The 18,134-nt window shown below is 43.6% G+C and carries 15 protein-coding genes; 8 read left to right on the top strand and 7 right to left on the bottom strand.

Going from position 1 to position 18,134, the window contains the following annotated elements; all coding sequences use genetic code 11:
- Nucleotides 1-149 precede the first annotated feature (149 nt).
- Nucleotides 150-2,843: a TonB-dependent receptor plug domain-containing protein gene (locus tag ACYX4M_RS15260; protein ID WP_476080751.1), complete on the bottom strand. Its 2,694-nt coding sequence runs from the start codon at nt 2,841-2,843 to the stop codon at nt 150-152.
- Between the two features lie 418 nt (nt 2,844-3,261).
- Between ACYX4M_RS15260 and ACYX4M_RS15255 the strand changes: the two genes are divergently transcribed.
- Together ACYX4M_RS15255 and ACYX4M_RS15250 are read left to right on the top strand one after the other, a co-directional pair.
- On the top strand, nt 3,262-4,245 hold the full coding sequence (locus tag ACYX4M_RS15255) for a mechanosensitive ion channel family protein (RefSeq protein WP_476082891.1): 984 nt from the start codon (nt 3,262-3,264) through the stop codon (nt 4,243-4,245).
- Between the two features lie 17 nt (nt 4,246-4,262).
- Nucleotides 4,263-4,427, top strand: a complete 165-nt coding sequence (locus tag ACYX4M_RS15250; protein WP_476080750.1) for an entericidin A/B family lipoprotein — start codon at nt 4,263-4,265, stop codon at nt 4,425-4,427.
- 173 nt (nt 4,428-4,600) lie between these two features.
- Here the strand turns inward: ACYX4M_RS15250 and ACYX4M_RS15245 are convergent, their stop codons facing one another.
- A complete protein-coding gene (locus tag ACYX4M_RS15245; RefSeq protein WP_476080749.1) occupies nt 4,601-5,050 on the bottom strand; it encodes a MaoC family dehydratase in 450 nt (149 codons plus the stop codon).
- Between the two features lie 231 nt (nt 5,051-5,281).
- Between ACYX4M_RS15245 and ACYX4M_RS15240 the strand changes: the two genes are divergently transcribed.
- Both ACYX4M_RS15240 and ACYX4M_RS15235 read left to right on the top strand, forming a co-directional pair.
- On the top strand, nt 5,282-6,184 hold the full coding sequence (locus ACYX4M_RS15240) for a LysR family transcriptional regulator (RefSeq protein WP_476080748.1): 903 nt from the start codon (nt 5,282-5,284) through the stop codon (nt 6,182-6,184).
- Nucleotides 6,185-6,624: 440 nt separating this feature from the next.
- Nucleotides 6,625-7,017: a DUF3718 domain-containing protein gene (locus ACYX4M_RS15235; protein WP_334058213.1), complete on the top strand. Its 393-nt coding sequence runs from the start codon at nt 6,625-6,627 to the stop codon at nt 7,015-7,017.
- A gap of 150 nt (nt 7,018-7,167) precedes the next feature.
- Here the strand turns inward: ACYX4M_RS15235 and ACYX4M_RS15230 are convergent, their stop codons facing one another.
- Together ACYX4M_RS15230 and ACYX4M_RS15225 are read right to left on the bottom strand one after the other, a co-directional pair.
- A complete protein-coding gene (locus tag ACYX4M_RS15230) occupies nt 7,168-8,685 on the bottom strand; it encodes a mannitol dehydrogenase family protein (RefSeq protein WP_476080747.1) in 1,518 nt (505 codons plus the stop codon).
- Nucleotides 8,686-8,695: 10 nt separating this feature from the next.
- Nucleotides 8,696-10,411, bottom strand: a complete 1,716-nt coding sequence (locus tag ACYX4M_RS15225; protein ID WP_476080746.1) for a purine-cytosine permease family protein — start codon at nt 10,409-10,411, stop codon at nt 8,696-8,698.
- Between the two features lie 459 nt (nt 10,412-10,870).
- Between ACYX4M_RS15225 and ACYX4M_RS15220 the strand changes: the two genes are divergently transcribed.
- The 4 genes from ACYX4M_RS15220 (at nt 10,871) to ACYX4M_RS15205 (ending at nt 13,979) form a co-directional block, all read left to right on the top strand.
- Nucleotides 10,871-11,566 (top strand): HAD family hydrolase, encoded by a 696-nt coding sequence (locus tag ACYX4M_RS15220; protein ID WP_476080745.1) that lies wholly within the window; start codon nt 10,871-10,873, stop codon nt 11,564-11,566.
- The gene (locus tag ACYX4M_RS15215) at nt 11,559-12,515 is read left to right on the top strand and encodes a sugar-binding transcriptional regulator (RefSeq protein WP_476080744.1); all 957 of its coding nucleotides are present in this window, start codon (nt 11,559-11,561) and stop codon (nt 12,513-12,515) included. Before ACYX4M_RS15220 ends, ACYX4M_RS15215 begins: the two co-directional genes overlap by 8 nt.
- Nucleotides 12,516-12,872: 357 nt before the next feature.
- Nucleotides 12,873-13,271 carry a DUF3718 domain-containing protein gene (locus tag ACYX4M_RS15210; protein ID WP_334058211.1) on the top strand — a complete coding sequence of 133 codons (399 nt, stop codon included), beginning with the start codon at nt 12,873-12,875 and terminating at the stop codon, nt 13,269-13,271.
- Nucleotides 13,272-13,580: 309 nt separating this feature from the next.
- Nucleotides 13,581-13,979 carry a DUF3718 domain-containing protein gene (locus ACYX4M_RS15205; RefSeq protein WP_118495189.1) on the top strand — a complete coding sequence of 133 codons (399 nt, stop codon included), beginning with the start codon at nt 13,581-13,583 and terminating at the stop codon, nt 13,977-13,979.
- 84 nt (nt 13,980-14,063) lie between these two features.
- On the opposite strand, the gene ACYX4M_RS15200 is transcribed toward ACYX4M_RS15205, so the two are convergent.
- The 3 genes from ACYX4M_RS15200 to ACYX4M_RS15190 form a co-directional block, all read right to left on the bottom strand.
- Nucleotides 14,064-14,957 carry an alpha/beta fold hydrolase gene (locus ACYX4M_RS15200; RefSeq protein WP_476080743.1) on the bottom strand — a complete coding sequence of 298 codons (894 nt, stop codon included), beginning with the start codon at nt 14,955-14,957 and terminating at the stop codon, nt 14,064-14,066.
- A gap of 152 nt (nt 14,958-15,109) precedes the next feature.
- Nucleotides 15,110-16,909 carry an acyl-CoA dehydrogenase C-terminal domain-containing protein gene (locus ACYX4M_RS15195; protein WP_476080742.1) on the bottom strand — a complete coding sequence of 600 codons (1,800 nt, stop codon included), beginning with the start codon at nt 16,907-16,909 and terminating at the stop codon, nt 15,110-15,112.
- 9 nt (nt 16,910-16,918) lie between these two features.
- Nucleotides 16,919-18,100, bottom strand: coding sequence for an acetyl-CoA C-acyltransferase (locus tag ACYX4M_RS15190; protein WP_476080741.1), 1,182 nt, complete (start codon nt 18,098-18,100; stop codon nt 16,919-16,921).
- Between the last annotated feature and the right edge of the window lie 34 nt (nt 18,101-18,134).

The raw sequence follows: 18,134 nt of genomic DNA, 5'->3' as shown, positions 1-18,134 counted from the left end.
TTTTATAAGTGTTTTACTTACTCTAAATAATGAAAGTTAGATTAGAAAAGGGATATGGATAAAACTTGAAAAAATATGTGGAGCTTTTAGTTTACAAAAAGCCGGCTTTGGAAGCCGGCTCTAACTTTCTGCAATCTTCAGCAATAACCTTAAAACTCTATTGCTAGCCTCGCGTAAATCTGTCGACCACGAGGATCATGTACTTTTGAATCGAAGCCACTGTTTGTGAATACCTGAGGTGGTTCTTCATCAAATAGATTTACTCCCCCTAAGGTCAATACATAACTTTGATCGGTATCGAAAACGCTACCTAAGTCAATGTTGTACTGAGCGTCAACCGTTAACATGCTGTCGATTTCATAAAAACCATTTGCACATCCAGCGGTATTACTTGTTCCATCTGCACAGTTTTGATCGTCGTCATATGACGATATGTAGCGCAGAAACACGTTTGCCGCGTGTACATCATGTTGCCAGTTAAGGCCAATATTCATACGTAACTCTGGCGATGAAACACCTATGTTATTGAAGTTACGGCGACCGGCACCATCTATATCGCCTGCTTGCGGGTCGCTCAAGTCATACTTAGTAATATAAGTCGCTTGTATCGTAGGTGTAATGTTGCCAAGTTCAGTCTCCATTTTATAGCTGGAAACAAAGTCTATGCCCGATGTTTCCAGTGAACTTGCATTAACATAAGTATTGTTAATCTGTAAAACTGGCCCCGTTAAAGGGTCACCTGCTCGTACGATCCGCGATGTGTCAGTAGGGTCTGCGTTCAAAAGCGCTTGCGCATTCTCTTGAATGATCAAATCTTCAAACTCAAAGTTCCAATAATCTACCTCAATTGATAGGTCTCTGAATGGCTCGTAAGAAAAACCTATGTTGTACGCTGTAGACTCCTCAGGTTTTAAGTCCTCATTACCCGATGTACGCACAGCGACAAAAGCTTGCGCACCTTGCACAGGGTCGACAACTTGTTGTAGTGAAGTAGCGCCCCCCTGAGCAAGGAATACGGTTGGCGCTCTAAATGACGTGGAGATCGAGCCTCGTAGCGAAAACTCGTCTGTCGCGCGCCATGATATAGCCAGCTTAGGATCAACGGTGCTACCAATGCTACCGCCGTAATCTTCATAACGAAGAGCTAACTGCACGTCAAGTTCGTCACTAACAGGTAATGCTAATTCCCCAAAAGCCGCCCAAACATCTTGGCTTCCATCTAAATCAGGATTACCGATAACAAAAGTGAAGCTGTCTTGATTAGATAATTCATCGTAATCCTGCCTCAGGCTGTTTTCACGATACTGAACCCCGAGTGCAAGCGCCGCGTAACCGCCACCCATTTCGAAGGTATCAAAAGAGGTAAACGCTTCGAACACTTCTAGATCAGCTTTCGAGTCGATGACCTGCTTACCTGTAAATGAACTAAGTACATAGTCTGAGTTAGGCGCACTTGTATATGACGTTGCGAATGGATTGAAAAATTCGCAACTACCTTCTCCTGGCGTTCCCAAAACTGGATTACAATTTGAACCCCCGAAACCTAACAGTGCGAGTTGAAATTCAGTATTCAATACATCAGGTACTGAAAATACAAAGTCATTTACTGCCCTTGTATAACTTATTTCCCAAAAACCACTATCAGTAACACCTTGTAAATTTGTGCTAAAGCGGAAAGTATCTGACTCTGTATTTGCAGCATCACCGGGCTGCCCATTGCCTTCAGCACGACCAAAAAACGAAACCGCACGCCCAAATGGATTTTGTGGGTGATAGTCTGGAACCACTGGTGCAGTCAGGATAGGAAAGCTTGGTGCACCACCACGTTCGGCTCGGTTCCGTGCCATGCCAATTTCAGTTGTCCAAGTGATGTCGTCTGTAAATTCGTACTCGGCACGTGTATATGCATTAATGCGGCTTTCATCCGGTACATAAGAATAGTAGGGGCCGAAATCGAAACCACAAAGGCCAACATCTAGCCCAGGCACTGTGCCCTCCGGCGCTAATATCTGTGGAAAACCACCGAATTCTTCACACCCAAACGGGTCGATAACTGGAACACCTGGCGCAATGAAGAAACTCGCTGGATTCCCCAAGGCACTAGTATCGTCTTGTGGGCGACTCAAGCGTCTATCGCTTATAAAAAGCGGAGAGCGATTTGTATAACTAATAGCGGCAATAACATTACCTTTATCGCCCGTAGATCCCCAAAGGCCCTGAAGGACATATTCTTTATTATCGCCATGTGCACCGTCTTGATAATCGACGCTCACCATCGCACCATCGTAATTACGCTTTGTAATAAAGTTAACTACGCCTGCAACAGCATCAGAACCGTATAAAGCAGATGCACCGTCCTTCACTACCTCCATGCGGTCAATGGCAATCATAGGTACAAGAGAGCTTGTATCTACAAAGTTTAGCCCCTCGTTTGTAGGCTGAGCGGTGACGACCTGGCGTTTATTGTTAAGCAGCACCAGAGTCGATGCTACGCCTAAACCGCGCAGGTTGATGTTTGATGTACCCGCAGTGGCGTTTTGAGTGAAGGCATCAGGATTGTTTTCGGCACCTGTGTTGATGGTTAGCGTTTGAGTAATATCGGCAATATTCTTGGCACCAATAGCGTCTATTGCAACGCTGTCGACAACGGCTAGCGGTGATGGAGATTCGAAGTTTTCGCTTCTGCGAACAAAACTTCCGGTAACAAGGATTAGCTCTACGTCTTTCTTAGCTTCCTGCTCGGATTCAACGTCAGTTTCTTGCGCTGACGCGATAAAAGGTGAGCAAAATAAAGCAGCACCGACCATTGCGGCTACCGCTGTTTTACGCGTATTTAATTTCATAGTGTGATTCCAAATCTGGGCTTATCACTACCGGCACTACTACCCACACTTTCCGCTAGCAACAGGCTATTCGATTTTGTTTTGTTATTGTCTGAGGCCAACAGAATATTGACCTACATCACTGATACTATGCCTGAATTTTATTTTTGTAAATTTATTGTGAATAATATGTTTACATTAATTTCACACATGGTCAGACCACTCAAACTTAAGGCTAACGCATAGAAATTACCCGATAGCGAGAGTGAAAGGCTAATGAGAATAAGTTGCGCAAAGTGCGTAATTTCTTCACTAATTCATTTTTGACAAAAGGAAAGGAAACCTGTTTTTTCATAAAATTCATTAAGTTAAAAAACATTTACAACAGGAACAGTTCTTGAAGCACCGTTAAGAACGATTAAAAATGGTAATGGAGTCTATGGAGTTTCCTGAGATAGATGAAGTATATGAGCTTCTAACTGAAAAACTCGAAAGCTGGGTAGAAGGTGCAATCACTTTGCTACCTAATATTGTCGTTGCATTCGTTATTGCGATTGTTTTTGGTCTCATTGCTAAAATGGTCGGAAACGTCGCGGGCAAACTGATGCGGCGCACTTTTGAATCTCGTCAGATAGCCGGTCTTCTCACATCTATAATTAAGGCTCTAGTTCTTGTCGCTGGTATATTTATCGCGCTAGATTTTGTTGGCCTGAAAGGTACAGTCACATCCCTCCTTGCTGGTGCAGGTATTGTTGGATTGGCCATTGGTTTTGCATTTCAAGATATGACGGAAAATTTCATTGCCGGTGTTGCAATGGGCATCAGAAAGCCTTTCGATATCGGTGACGTGATTGAGGCTGAAGGGGTGTTTGGTAACGTTAAAGAGATAAATTTACGCAATACTCTTGTTGAAACCTTTTATGGCCAACTTGAAGTTATTCCAAACAAGATCCTGTTTCGTAATATTCTGACCAACTATTCCTATTTAGGCTACCGAAGAATAGAGGTCCCGGTTGGCATTTCTTACGCTGACGATATTGAAAAAGCCGCGCAAGTTATCACTGACGCGATGAACGATAAGGATTATGTGATTAAAAAGGATGAGACCGCGGTTTATGCAGAATCATTCGGTGACTCCAGTATCAATCTATTGCTGTGGTTTTGGATCCGCTATCCCGGAGAACCTGGGTTCATGGTGGTACGTCATGACGCCATTAGCACAGTAAAAACCGTACTTGAAGACAACGATATTCTGATTCCATTCCCTATCAGAACATTAGATTTTAATGCAAAAGGCGGCGATAAGCTCAACGCGATGTTAAAGCAGCGAGATGAAGAAAGCTCGTCTGATACTAATTCTTCGTCACAAAAAAATGGTGACGAAAAAGCGGCTGACAACACAAGTCATGCCGACGATGAGTAAAACCAAAGGAGAGACAAATGGAAATGTTAAATTCAACTACACGTAAACATACGTTCTTAGCAATGATTCTAGCAGCGAGTATTGGAAGTTTAGGTGGTTGCGCTACAATCGAAGGCGCAGGTAAAGATATTCAAAGTGCAGGCGAAGCCGTTGAAGAAGGTGCTGAAGAAGCGTCAAACTAAGCAGTTTATTATGCAATATGAAAAGGTCAGATGAGGGCATGCCTCATCTGACCTTTTTTCATAATCACCAACTGTTAAGTAAGCGAACGTAAACTGGCTAGTCGTGCGAACTATTAGCATCTAAGCTTCTAAAGCTCAAATTCAAGCAGGTCAGACACCATTTCTCGTTAATTTTACGGTTTCATAACCGCTAACATTAAAAAGCTTCCAACAAGCGCTGGTTTCCCACTCGATTTCAAAATACAGCTAGCCTCTACCTTAAATAGTTTGCCTTGTTGTTTATCGGTTACATCAACAAGCTTAAATTGGTATTTTAAAGCGTCATTGCTTTGGACTGGTTCAAGGAAGCGAAGCTTATCGATGCCATAGTTTATCATTGAGGCAATTTTATCGCTTGGAGCTAGAACTTCACCAAACGCTTTGGGCATAAGACTGGCACTTAAAAAGCCGTGTGCAATCGTTGTTTTAAACGGACTCTCTTTTTGACAGCGAGCTGTATCTAGATGAATCCATTGATGATCACCTGTGGCGTCAGCAAACTGATTAATCATGTCTTGAGTTACAGTTAAAAAATCAGCTTGTTCAAGCACATCCCCTACCGATAGTTCTAAAAGCGTCTTCATATCTAAGTCCAATCTCCATTTAATAACGATGAAACTACTATTATTCACTTGAATGTTTCAATTAACTTTTAATAATAGGTATTTATAAATATTCTTGTTACACTAACGTAAATTATTCGTAGATGCTATGTAGTGACAGTTTCTATAGTTGCTTTATTTTCGCTGTGACAATAACAGCGGTTCTTCATCTGTTGGCTTTTTACTGGGGCACTCGCCCTTAAAGGACTAGTTATGAATCTCAATAGAATTGATTTGAACCTGTTTGCCGTATTCGATGCTATTTACACGGCAGGTAGCTTAACCAAGGCAGCTGACGTCTTGTGTATTACCCAACCAGCGGTTAGTAACTCGTTAGCCAGATTAAGAGAAATGCTGAACGATCCCCTTTTCGTGCGCACAGGCCATAGCATGACGCCTACACCCGTAGCGCAGAACATTATTGTGCCAGCTCGACAAGCCCTCGCTTTGTTGCGAAAAAGCGTTCAAGAAAGTCACACCTTCGACCCGTTGACCGCAGAGAAGTCTTTTAACTTTGCCAGCCGAGATTTGTTAGAGGCCAGTATCATGCCCCGCCTAGTGTCTCGTCTACAGAATTTAGCGCCTAATATTGCTTTAACGAACTATGAGATCCCTCGAAGCCAAGTAGTATCAGCAATGGCGGCAGGTACGCTAGATTTCTTCGCAGATGCATCTACGTTTACTGACCCACATCTGTGTAAAGAGAAAATAGCGCAAGACCGATTTGTGGTACTCGCTCGCAAAAACCACCCTGCTCTTAAAAACGGTTTGGATTTAGATACATTTTTGCGTTTGGGGCATATCAACGTATCTCAGCGCAAGTCGGGCGCGGGTCCTATTGATGTTGCTCTCGACAAGATGGGCAAACGAAGAAAAGAGGTTATGCGTGGGCAGCACTTCTTAACCGTGCCTAGTACTATCGTAAAAACTGATTTAATCGCCTGCTTACCGTTTCATTTGGCCAAACACTACGACCTTGCCATCTATGAAATGCCGTTCGATCTTCCAGCAGTTGAATATTATTTATATTGGCATGTCAGTGCAGACCACGACTATGCACACATGTGGATGCGCGAACAAATAATGGAAGTTGCAAGCAACTTTAAGCCTAACTAATTTTAAACGCTTTTGACACGCATTGAAAAACGCCCTGCTCCCGCGGGGCGTTTTATTATTCGATTAATCTGTTAATCACATCGATAGGTTGACGTGGATTTTCGCTTTAAAAACGTGCTACTTGACTACGACAAGAAAAGCCGACTACCAACATTTTTGGCGATGGTTTACCCTTGTCGTACTCAAAAACAGAAGCCCAACTGAGCGCATAGATTGCTTTAGCATTTTTCTGAACGAAACATTCTGCATTATCAACTTTTAGACATGTGTAGTATTTGACTCAAGCGCGCAGAACGAGTTTGCATTACAGATAAAACTTTCACACCCATTTGATATAAAGATATATACCCAAGTATTGGCTAGAGTATTTTTATTCATTCAGCTTTGTCGTTTAATTCTCCCAACAAGACAACGACTAAAATTTACTTGAGGAATTAGCCATGTTGAAAATAGTTAAAGCTTCTCTAGTTATCGCTGGAACTTTCGGTGTGTCATCAATAGCACACGCAGACGTAAGCGAAGCGTTAGCAAATATATGCACCATCGTTCAGGCAGACGACAAAGGCGAACTAAGAAAGAAAATGCGTGCTGTTCAGTCTGACTATCGAATGAAACTTAAAGATTATTATTCGGGTGTAAGCTGCAGTGGTAATAGCCTTATCCGTACGGCTATGTTGAGTAACGCAGTAGAGGCCGGTGAGTTATTGGTTAAAAAGATGCCAAAAAGTGACTTGCAAGCCCCTGAAGCAGACGGCAAAACCTTACAAGCTTGGGTTGCAGAAAATGGTTTGCAAGACAGCCCTATCGCTGCGGTGCTCAACGAGCGACTGTAGAAAAATTTCACGCCATGTGAACCAGTTCAACATGGTTGCAGAGAAATCTGCACTTTAAGAAGCGACCTCCGGGTCGCTTTTTTCTTTTTAAGTTAAAAAAAGGAGAGTTAATGTTAACTCTCCTTTTGTTTACTTATGAGTAACTAAAACCTAACTGGCCTTAGCCACCGCTAGCTTTTCTTCAGAAATTGCTTCGCTTATCGAAAGTACAGGCTCATTTTGATAGACACGCTCAAGGAATACCCTGTAGACATCAGCAAATTTTTCTTGCTGAGCAAGCTCACCAAACACTTCTTCTATCTTCAAGAAGCTTAAGCTGTCCGTCTCGTTTTGCTGAGCAGCTTGATGAAGTGTATCAGACAATACGTCGTTGATTTCTAGCGGCTTTCCATCTTGAGACGCATGTTTATCAGAATAATACGACCAACACGCGACGACGAAGGCACTAATACTTACATCGCGACCCGCTGCTACGTTATCGCGTACCGTAGGCAGCAAGAATACTGGCAGTTTGGCTGAACTTTCTAAACAAATACGTGCCAAGGTATCCTTGATAAACGGGTTTGAAAAACGAGAGATTAACGTGTCGCGATAATCGAATACATCGATGCCTTCAACCTGGTCTAGGGTTGGCATCACCTCTTTTTCCATAAAGATAGACAATACCTGCTTTAACTGCACAGCTTCTACACTCTCATGGATAGTATTAAGACCAGCTACTGAACCCACTAGCCCTAGTACTGAATGCCCGGCGTTTAGCATGCGTAGCTTCAGCTTTTCATAAGGGGCCACATCGTTAACAAACTGTGCGCCCACTTCGTCGAACTGTGGCTTAATGTTGCAAAAATCGTCTTCAATAACCCACTGATCGAAAGGCTCACATACCACCGGCCAGCTATCTTCAATACCCTGCGCTTTTAACGAAACAATATCTTCGTTGGTAGTAGCGGGCGTAATTCTGTCTACCATAGAGTTAGGGAAGCTAACATTCTCGTTAACCCATTGGGCTAACGCTTGGTCAAATAGTTCGATATAAGCTAGCAACATTTTTTTCAGCACATGACCATTGTGCTGAATGTTGTCGCACGACATAACAGTAAACGGCTTAACATTGTTTTCTTTACGCTTTTTAATAGCAGCAACCAAATAACCAAACACGAGTTTTGGATTTTTGGGGTTTTCAATGTCATGAATAACGTCTGGATTAGTGGTAATAAACTCCCCAGTAGACGCATCAAAGTTATAACCGCCTTCTGTGATAGTTAAAGAAACAATGCGCACTTCAGGCTCAGACATTTTATCAATGACAGCTTGAGGATTATCCGTTGCCATCATAAACCCTGTCATTGCACCTATAACTGACGCAACGCGCGAGCCGTCATTATGTTTTTCAACTAAGGTGTACAGGTTATCTTGCTCATCGAACACTTTTTTCATTGCACGATCGTTCTCGCGAAGACCCACGCCACAAATGCCCCAAGACAAATCGCCGGTTTTCGCCATCAGCCTGTCTACGTACATAGCTTCATGTGCACGATGAAAGCCGCCTACCCCAATGTGAACGATACCTGTTTGAACATTCTCCACATCGTAGGCTGGGCGCTGAATACCAGCCGGCAACGACGGTAAATTAGCTTTGTTTAATAAAATAGACGTTTGAGATTGCATAAAAACCTTATTAGCTTTGAAGCGCTTTTTGGCGACGCATCGCCCAATACGCAGTAACGAAATAGATAACGGTGCACGCGAACCCGATATTGAAAAATAGTTCTCGATTCGCTTCGTACATTGCAAGCGTGTCACTAAGAGAAAAAGTTTTAATTGCTAGCGCGATGGACACAGCTAGGCTAGCTACAGAAGTAAGACGCAATAGTTTGGTTACAGCGCTAATATCTTCAACGTAATCGTTTTCTAACGCGGCTTCTTGTTGTTGATGCGCTTCAACGCGAGCATCGAAAGCCTCTACCTGCGCTTCTTGTTCTGGGTAAGATTGTTTTGCGCCGTACTTGGCTGCAAGCGCAGTATAAACCGCAATAGTAAAGAACCAGGTTGGTATAAACAGGTAATAGAAGGAAATCACATCTAAAGCATTTAAACCAAAGCCAAACACAAGTCCTAAGCCCCAGCTTGCAACAGCTGGTGTGCTATGGGTAAGACTTTGATAATGTGCCCAGTAGCGTGTATACCCAATTCGAGGGAAAATCATATGCTCAGCGAATACTATTGCCCCCACTGGAACAACAAGTAGCCCGGCGTAAGTGAGCAATGGTAGTAGCTTGGTAAATACAAACGGAAAGCAAGCAATAGCTACCGTAACCATACCGACAATTGCAGTGGTTTTGGTACGTGATTTATCTTTGAAAATAGCTTGTGCAGCAAGTCCTGCACGATAAAGGTTAGCATTTGCGGTAGTCCAACCTGCAACGATAACAATAACAAGGCCTGATAGACCTAGCGCGTGGAATGCAACATCGCCTGGATCGAGTTCAACAATAGATTTTTGAACGATAACTGCGGTTCCTGCCCCCATAATGCCCGCTGAAATCCATGCGATATAGTGACCGAACAACATACCTGCTGATGTGCAAAGCCCGTAGCGCTTGCGCTTTGCAAAACGTAGTAGCGCCATATCAATAAGGCCAAAGTGCGTGATAGTATTAGCTGCCCAAGAAAAGCCTATAACTTCTAATAAGCCAATGCCTGGTTCACCGCTTTGCGTTAACCCCGTCCACACTGACGTACTGCCGATGTGCATAAAGTCGTTCCACGATGTTAAAAACGTTTGTCCTATCACCGACTCTGCCAGAGCAGGCATAAGAATAAGCGGGCCACAGATAAACATAGTGAACAGCCAAGGGGCGCAAATACGTGAGAAGTCAGATACAGCGTTAAACCCATACATGGCAACAAACACAACGATAACCCCTACCGCTAGCACTACAGCAACAAAAGCTAAGTTAGTCGGATACCAGTTCAACTGCGCAGGAATATTGAGTGCAAAGCGCACAGCCGTTGCCGATACCGTGATCATCGCAGCGGATATTACAGTGAATATGATCACATTCGCCCAGTTATAGAGCTTTGTCATCGAATCACCCGCTATCTTCTGAAGATAGGAGTACAAGCTTAGACGGGTTTCAACAGCTATAGGCGTAGTGATAAGTGTCCAGCTTAAAACAGCTAATAGGTTACCAATTAGTAGACCTAACAAAATGTCGGTCATGGTGGCGCCTAAGGCGACAAACGTTGCACCAAAAACAAATTCTGTTGCGGCAACATGTTCACCGGCATATAAGCCCATGAAATGTTTCCATCCCTTTAATTTATGTTTGGCAACAGGGAGTTGCTCATCGCTTACTTGTGAAATATCAATATCACTCGACGTTGACTTCATCTTCAAATCTCTTGTTGTAGGTGGTCGTCCCTTATAGAAAATCACTTTTATGGGCATTAGCCCAACATTTGGGACATATCTCATTTTTAGAGATATTTGCACATGGGAGTGAAATTGTAAATACCTATTAACAAAACAAACTGCGATGTAAGTACATTTTTAACACAACATCATTTGCTATTTTTCGCCAAACTAGTGCTGATGAAACGCTAATCTTTTGAACTTATGAGAAAAAGGCGAGGGACCAATTGTTAATGAATTGCATATTAAAAATTACGCTTTAGACATGCGCTTTACTAAACTCTTTTAAAAGGTAGAAAGCAAAGCATCAATTACTTTACACTTAGGCAAATGTCCACACTGTTTTATAATGCGAATACCAAGATGATCGAATGTCTTTGTTCTTTTGGCAGTGAAGTCTTTGTATAACTGGTGTTTTTGATATGAGGAAAGTAACCTTTGCAAACAAATACCGTGAAGTTAGTGATTTTTGATTGTGACGGTGTACTCATTGATAGCGAAGTGCTGTCGATGGAAGCTTGGCAGGAAACGCTAAACAATTTTAACATTTCATTATCGAAGCAATACTTTATAGACCACTTTCTTGGTAAAAGCTTGGAGCACGTAGAGCAGGTAGTGAAGAACGACTTTTCGCTTGACCTTAACTACGCAATTAAAGAAAACTTTCACGCTTTACTTTACGAAAAGTTTGAACACTCATTGAGAAAAACATCTGGCATCATTGATGTATTATCTAATCTTGATGGCCACGACATCCCCTATTGTGTTGCCACCAGTAGTTCACCTGAAAGGACTGAAAAAGCGTTAAAACGCACCGAACTCTTGTCTTATTTTGAGGGTCGTATTTTCACCCGCTCAATGGTAAAAAACGGAAAGCCAGCACCAGACCTTTTTTTACTTGCCGCAGCAAAGATGAATACAAGACCTGAAAACTGTCTAGTTATTGAAGACTCTCAACCCGGTTTGACCGCAGCAGTAGCCGGCAAGATGCCCTACCTACACTACAGGGGTGGTGCACATCTACATAACGATACAAAAGCTGATATTCCGAATAACAGTAAATCACTCAATTCATGGGACGAATTTTATTCTCTTCTCCCTGACATTTTCGACGCGAGAAAAATAAATGAGTAAGAAAGCACAAAACGAACTCAACAAACTAGACGAAGCCGCTAGAGCAGGATGGATGTATTACGTTGGGGGCAAAACACAAGACGAAATTGCAAAGACCCTTAACACATCACGCCAGAGCGCTCAGCGCCTTGTAGCGTTATCTATGTCGGAAGGCTTAGTTAAAGTGCGTTTAGAGCACCCCATAGCCAGATGCATGGAGTTGGCGCAAGGGATTAAAGAAAAATTCGGGCTCACGTTTTGCGAGGTGGTACCCAACGTTGACGACGATCCTAATTCCACACAGGGACTCGGCCAAGCTGGTGCTGCCGCCATAGAGCGTGCCCTTAAATTTGATGCACCACAGACTATTGCGTTTGGTACAGGGCGCGTTCTTCGAGCATGTGCCGATGAACTATCTATTTTGCATTGCCCTCAACATAAAATAGTGTCTTTGGTTGGCAATATTGCAGAAAACGGCGAAGCAACTCGTTATGATGTTGCCGTTCACGTTGCAGATAGAGTAAAAGCACAGCATTACCCCATGCCGATACCAGTTATAGCCTCAAGCAACACAGAACGCGAAGTGTGGCAGCAACAACAGCATATATCACGTATTCACTCACTTGCTGAACAGGCAGATATTAGTTTTGTTGGCATCGGTAATTTAGGTAGCGTATCGCCGCTTTACAAAGACGGCTTTATCGGTGATGACGAATTAGGCGTCTTGGCTGATTCTGGCGCTTGTGGGGAAATAATAAGTTGGATATTCAATGAGGAAGGTGCACTCATTAAATGCGATATCAACGAAAGGGTGACGAGCTTTAAATTAAAAGCTACGCCAGAAAAGCCCGTTATTGGCGTAGCGGCCGGCGATAGTAAATTTAAAGCGATAAGGGGCGCACTTCGCTCTAAGTTTTTAAATGGCCTTATAACAACGGAGCGGACGGCATCAGCGTTACTCGACGTCTAGGACTGTGTTCCACCGAGTAAACAACCAATCTTGATGTACTTTTGCGCCCACTCACCATGGCAAAATGTGCGCAACTTCGTCTTTCAACCTTGTCAAAATGCAAAAAAAACGGCATATATGCCGTTTTTTTGCACTTTATTTGATGACTAACAGGCGCTACCCTAGCGACCTCTAATTCTCTCCAACGCCTCTTATACTAAAGGCTATAGCCTCCTTCTTTCCTTTTACACCTTTAGTATAAGGTATTCGTCAACATACTCTGTTATTCGAGTGAGTATTTTTTAATCGTTTTGTTTGTTTTTTAATTAATCCCGAACAAACAAACCGATTAATAATACAAACGAAGGAACTTTAACCATGTTGAAAATTGTTAAAACTTCTCTAATCATCGCCGCTTCTACATTAGCTTTTTCAAACGCAGCTCATGCTGACGATGTAAACGAGGCATTGGCAAATATTTGCACTATCGTTCAAGCTGACGATAAAGGTGAACTACGTAAAAAGATGCGCCGAGTACAATCAGACTTTAAACTAAAATTACGTGATTATTACTCTGGTGTCTCGTGCGGTGGTCAAAGCCTTATTCGTACAGCCCTTACTAATGATGCAGTAGAAGTAGGCACGTTGCTTGTGAAAAAAATGCCTAGCAAAGACCTTACGCAGCCAGAGTCTGACGGTAAAACCCTACAAGCATGGATTGCGGAACAAGGACTACAAAGCTCGCCAATTTCAGCAGAGCTGAATGACAGAATTTAATAACCACTTTCACATTACCATGTGAGCCAATTCAACATGGTAGCAGCACATGCTGCGCTGAAGGCCCCTCTGCTACGGGGCCTTTTTTATTGCCTTTTACTATACAGCTTCCCCTACAAAATTTAACACGACTGTTTTGGTATTAAAATATTGAGCGAGATACGCAGCCCGGAGCATGTTTATATCCTATAGGTATACTTTGGTATACCCTGTTATTTTACAATATGTTTTTCAGTCACTTAGATTCAGGTTTAATACATCTCAACGAACAAACATAATCTTAAACACAACAACCGAAGGAATTTAACCATGTTGAAAATCGTTAAAACTTCTCTAGTAATTGCGGCATCTACTTTAGCTTTCTCTAACGCTGCTCAGGCTAATGACATCAACGAAGCACTGGCAAACATTTGTACTATTGTCCAAGCAGATGATAAAGGCGAACTTCGCAAAAAAATGCGTAGTGTACAGTCTGACTACAAACTAAAGCTTCGCGATTACTACTCTGGTATTTCATGCAATGGTCAAAGCCTTATTCGCACGGCGATTACAAACAATGCCGTTGAAGTGGGTACTCTGCTAGTTAAGAAAATGCCAAGTAAAGATCTGGCTCAGCCAGAATCAGACGGCAAAACGCTACAAGCGTGGATTGCAGAGCAAGGTTTACAAAGCTCACCTATTTCAGCTGAACTTGACGGCAGAATTTAATACAACAAATTAATCACACCATGTGATACACCGGTTCAACATGGTAGCGGCAGGACGCCGCACTGGAGGCCCCTTTTAGGGGCCTCACCCCTTTCTAGGCTCTATAAAATCTATCATTTCTTTTTGCACCCACTCAGGCTTTTCCCTGTGTAACCAATGCGACGCACTCGGATTGAACCGCTTTGTAATCTGCGGAACATAGTGTTCAATTTTATCTATTACACTTAAATCAAATGCATCATCCTGCTCTCCCCATAATAGTAGCGTTGGGCAGTGAATAAATATCTCGGGTATACGAATGTCATCTAACACTTTTTTAGATACATTCATTTGAGGCACTTGTTGTGGCATTTGCCTATAGTAGCAGAGCATCGCTCTAAGGATTTCAGGGTCACGCCAATCGTTGAGTAACTCTCTTGAGTAGCTAGATTCTTGCTCAAAAAAGCAGTTTCCGATCATATTTTTTAATAGCTGAAAGTCTGTACTTGAAAGAATGTGTTCTGCGTTCCTATCTATGAGCGTAGCGATATACTGGCTTTTTTCTCTTTGCATAGAAGAGGTTTTAATTGCACGTGTAAAACAAGATGGATGCGCAGCATTTACAATAACGAGCTTGCTTATCAATGTTTGGTGAAAAGCGGCTAATGGCCACGCTATTGCCCCACCCCAATCGTGCCCCATCAAAATAACCTGACGACCTTTTCTAACTTTCTCGATAAACGCGGCCATTCGGCTAATAAGCGATGGCACTTGGTAGTCTTTTTCCTTAGGCAGTGGGGTCGATAAATGATAACCGGGCAAATCTGGAGCGATGATGTCTAGTGAAGTCGGAAGCAACGACATTAACGCCTCCCACGTATGTGCGTTCTCTGGGAAGCCATGAAGCATTATAATTATGGGGTTCTTTGCGCCCTCTTCTTCTCGGGATAAATAATGAATTGAGGCCCCATCAACCATTGCGTATTTGGAATCAACCAATGTGCTCACTTCCTCTATGTGATTTTAAGAAACAAAAAAGCCGAGCAAAATAAGGTATCCGATGATTACTGTTTAAATCATTTTCCCGGCTACATTATTTTCTCGGCCTTTAGTGCGCCTTTTCTTAACGCACGTGTCTGGCTTGTATGTCACTATTCGATAGCAAACATGCTCTCTGGCATAGACATTAAGTTGTCAGCACCTGACTGCATAGCTGAAACAAGCGAGCGAGTACGGGTTAACAAACGGTCAAAGTAGAAGCCCGTTGTTAAAATTTTACTTTTATAAAACTCGGTTTCAGTGCTACCTGCATCAAGCTGCTCTTGTGCCTTCACTGCCATTTTAAGCCAGAAGTAAGCAACGGTGACATAACCTGAGTACATTAGGTAATCGACAGACGCTGCGCCAATTTCGTCTGGGTTCGACGCTGCTGCTTTACCAATGTCCATGGTAATTTGCTGCCACTCGTCAAGATGAGAGTTAAGTGCATTGGTCCAAGCGCTAAACTGGGCGTTGTCGCGCAATGAATTACAGTAGTCGCGAACTTCTTGAACAAATACATTAAGTAATTCGCCATTAGAGCCCATTACTTTGCGACCTAATAAGTCAACAGCTTGAATACCCGTTGTACCCTCGTACATAGTACAAATACGTGTATCGCGAGCTAGCTGCTCCATGCCCCACTCTTTAATAAAGCCATGACCGCCGTAAACCTGCATGCCATAACTCGTTGACTCTTGTGCTGTTTCGGTCAAAAACGCTTTAACAATAGGCGTTAAGAAAGCAAGTTTAGCTTCTGCGACCTGCTTTTCTGCCGCATCATCGCCGTAGAGCGTGACGTCAACCATTTGCATGCAGTAAGCCGCTAGCGCACGATTTCCTTCAGCAAACGCTTTTTGTGTTAGTAGCATACGGCGCACATCAGGATGCACAATTATTGGGTCAGCAGGGCCATCAGGATTTTTACGCCCCGTTAAAGAGCGAAACTGAATGCGGTCTTTCGCATAGCGCAATGCGCCTTGGAAAGAAGCTTCAGATGCAGCTAAGCCTTCAAGACCTGTGCCGATACGCGCAGTGTTCATAAAGGTAAACATGCAGTTTAGACCACGGTTAGGTGGGCCAATTAAGAAGCCCTTAGCGCCGTCAAAGTTGATAACACAGGTTGCACTGGCTTTAATACCCATTTTGTGTTCAATACTGCCACAGGCTACCGCGTTTCTGTCTTGCTTTTCACCCTCTTCAGATACGTTGAACTTTGGTACAACAAAGAGCGAAATACCTTTTGTACCCTCTGGCGCATCAGGTAAGCGCGCCAGCACGATGTGTACGATATTCTCAGACATATCGTGCTCACCGGCAGAGATAAAGATTTTTGTGCCTGTTAAGCTGTAGCTGCCATCTTCTTGAGGCTCGGCACGGCACTTAAGCATACCTAAGTCTGAGCCACAGTGTGCTTCAGTTAGACACATTGTGCCTGTCCACTCACCGCTAACCAATTTTTCAAGAAACATTTTTTGCTGCAGTTCCGTGCCGTGAGCTTTAAGCGTTTCCATACAACCCTGACTGAGACCAGGGTACATCGCCCACGAGTGGTTAGCACCAGAGAACCACTCAGCGATAATAGAAGACAACGAGTAAGGAAGCGCTTGGCCACCGAACTCTTCTGGATGCGACATACTTGGCCAACCACCCTCAACATAGGTTTGATAAGCTTCTTTAAACCCTTTTGGCGTAGTGACTTCTCCGTCAACCCACTTACATCCTTCTTCATCGCCAGACGCGTTGATAGGTGCCAGCGTATTTTCAGAGAATTTGGCCGCTTCAGCAAAAATTGCAGACACTAGGTCTTCAGAGGCTTCGTCGAAACCCAGTTTTTGATAGTGATTTTGATAATCTAGTAGCTCATGTGTTACAAACATGGCGTCACGTTGTGGAGCTTTATAACCTTCCATACCCAATACCTATATTACTTCAAATAGACCAGCAGCGCCCATGCCGCCACCGATACACATGGTGCAAACAACATATTTCGCACCGCGTCGTTTACCTTCGATGAGTGCGTGACCCACCATGCGAGCACCGCTCATGCCGTATGGGTGACCAATAGAAATGGCACCGCCGTTTACATTTAATAATTCGTCTGGAATGCCTAACTTATCGCGGCAATACAGTACTTGTACCGCAAACGCTTCGTTAAGCTCCCATAGACCGATATCGTCCATGGTTAATCCATGCTGCTTTAATAGCTTAGGAATGGCGAACACTGGGCCAATTCCCATTTCATCTGGCTCACAGCCTGCCACTGCAATACCGCGATAAATACCAAGAGGCTGAGCATTGCCTTGTGCCGCTGAGTGCTCATCCATAATCACTGTCGCACTGGCTCCATCAGAAAGCTGACTTGCATTACCTGCGGTAATACAACCACCTTCTATCACTGGGTTAAGCGCTTTAAGCCCTTCTAGCGTGGTTTCTGGACGGTTTCCTTCGTCTTTCGACAAGGTCACTTCGCGCTCTGACGTTTCACCTGTTTCTTTGTTAAATACGGCTTGAACGGCTGTGATAGGTACAATCTCATCATCAAACTTGCCCGCTTCTTGAGCCGCTGCTGTGCGCATTTGGCTTTGGTAACCGTATTCATCTTGTACGTCACGGCTAATGTTGTAGCGCTTACCCACCACTTCCGCAGTTTGAAGCATTGGCATATAAATATCTTTGTGCTTAGCAACCAGTGCAGGGTCTACTGCACGAAACATATTCATATTTTTGTTTTGCACTAAAGAGATAGAATCTAAGCCACCCGCAACCATAATGTTGGTATCGCCTGTACGAATTGAATTCGCTGCGGTAGCAATGGCATACATGCCAGAACTACATTGGCGGTCGAGTGTCATACCCGCTACGGTGACCGGTAAACCACCCGCTAGGCCAGCCAAGCGGCCAATATTCATGCCGCCACTGCCTTGGGTTAGCGCTGCGCCCATTACCACGTCGTCGACACTGGCAGGGTCGATCCCTGCGCGTGCTACCGCGTTTTGAATAGCATGGCCACCTAATGAAGGGGCTGGTAAATTGTTCAGTGCACCTTTATAAGCGCGCCCGATTGGCGTACGTGCTGTACTTACGATAACTGCATCGCGCATTTTCATGTTCCTTTCAGTTGGGCTGAAAGTTCAG

Source organism: Alteromonas sp. ABV4_150, assembly GCF_056311745.1.
Note: the sequence above shows the minus strand (reverse complement) of the source record. Positions and strands in the feature narration are given on the sequence as shown.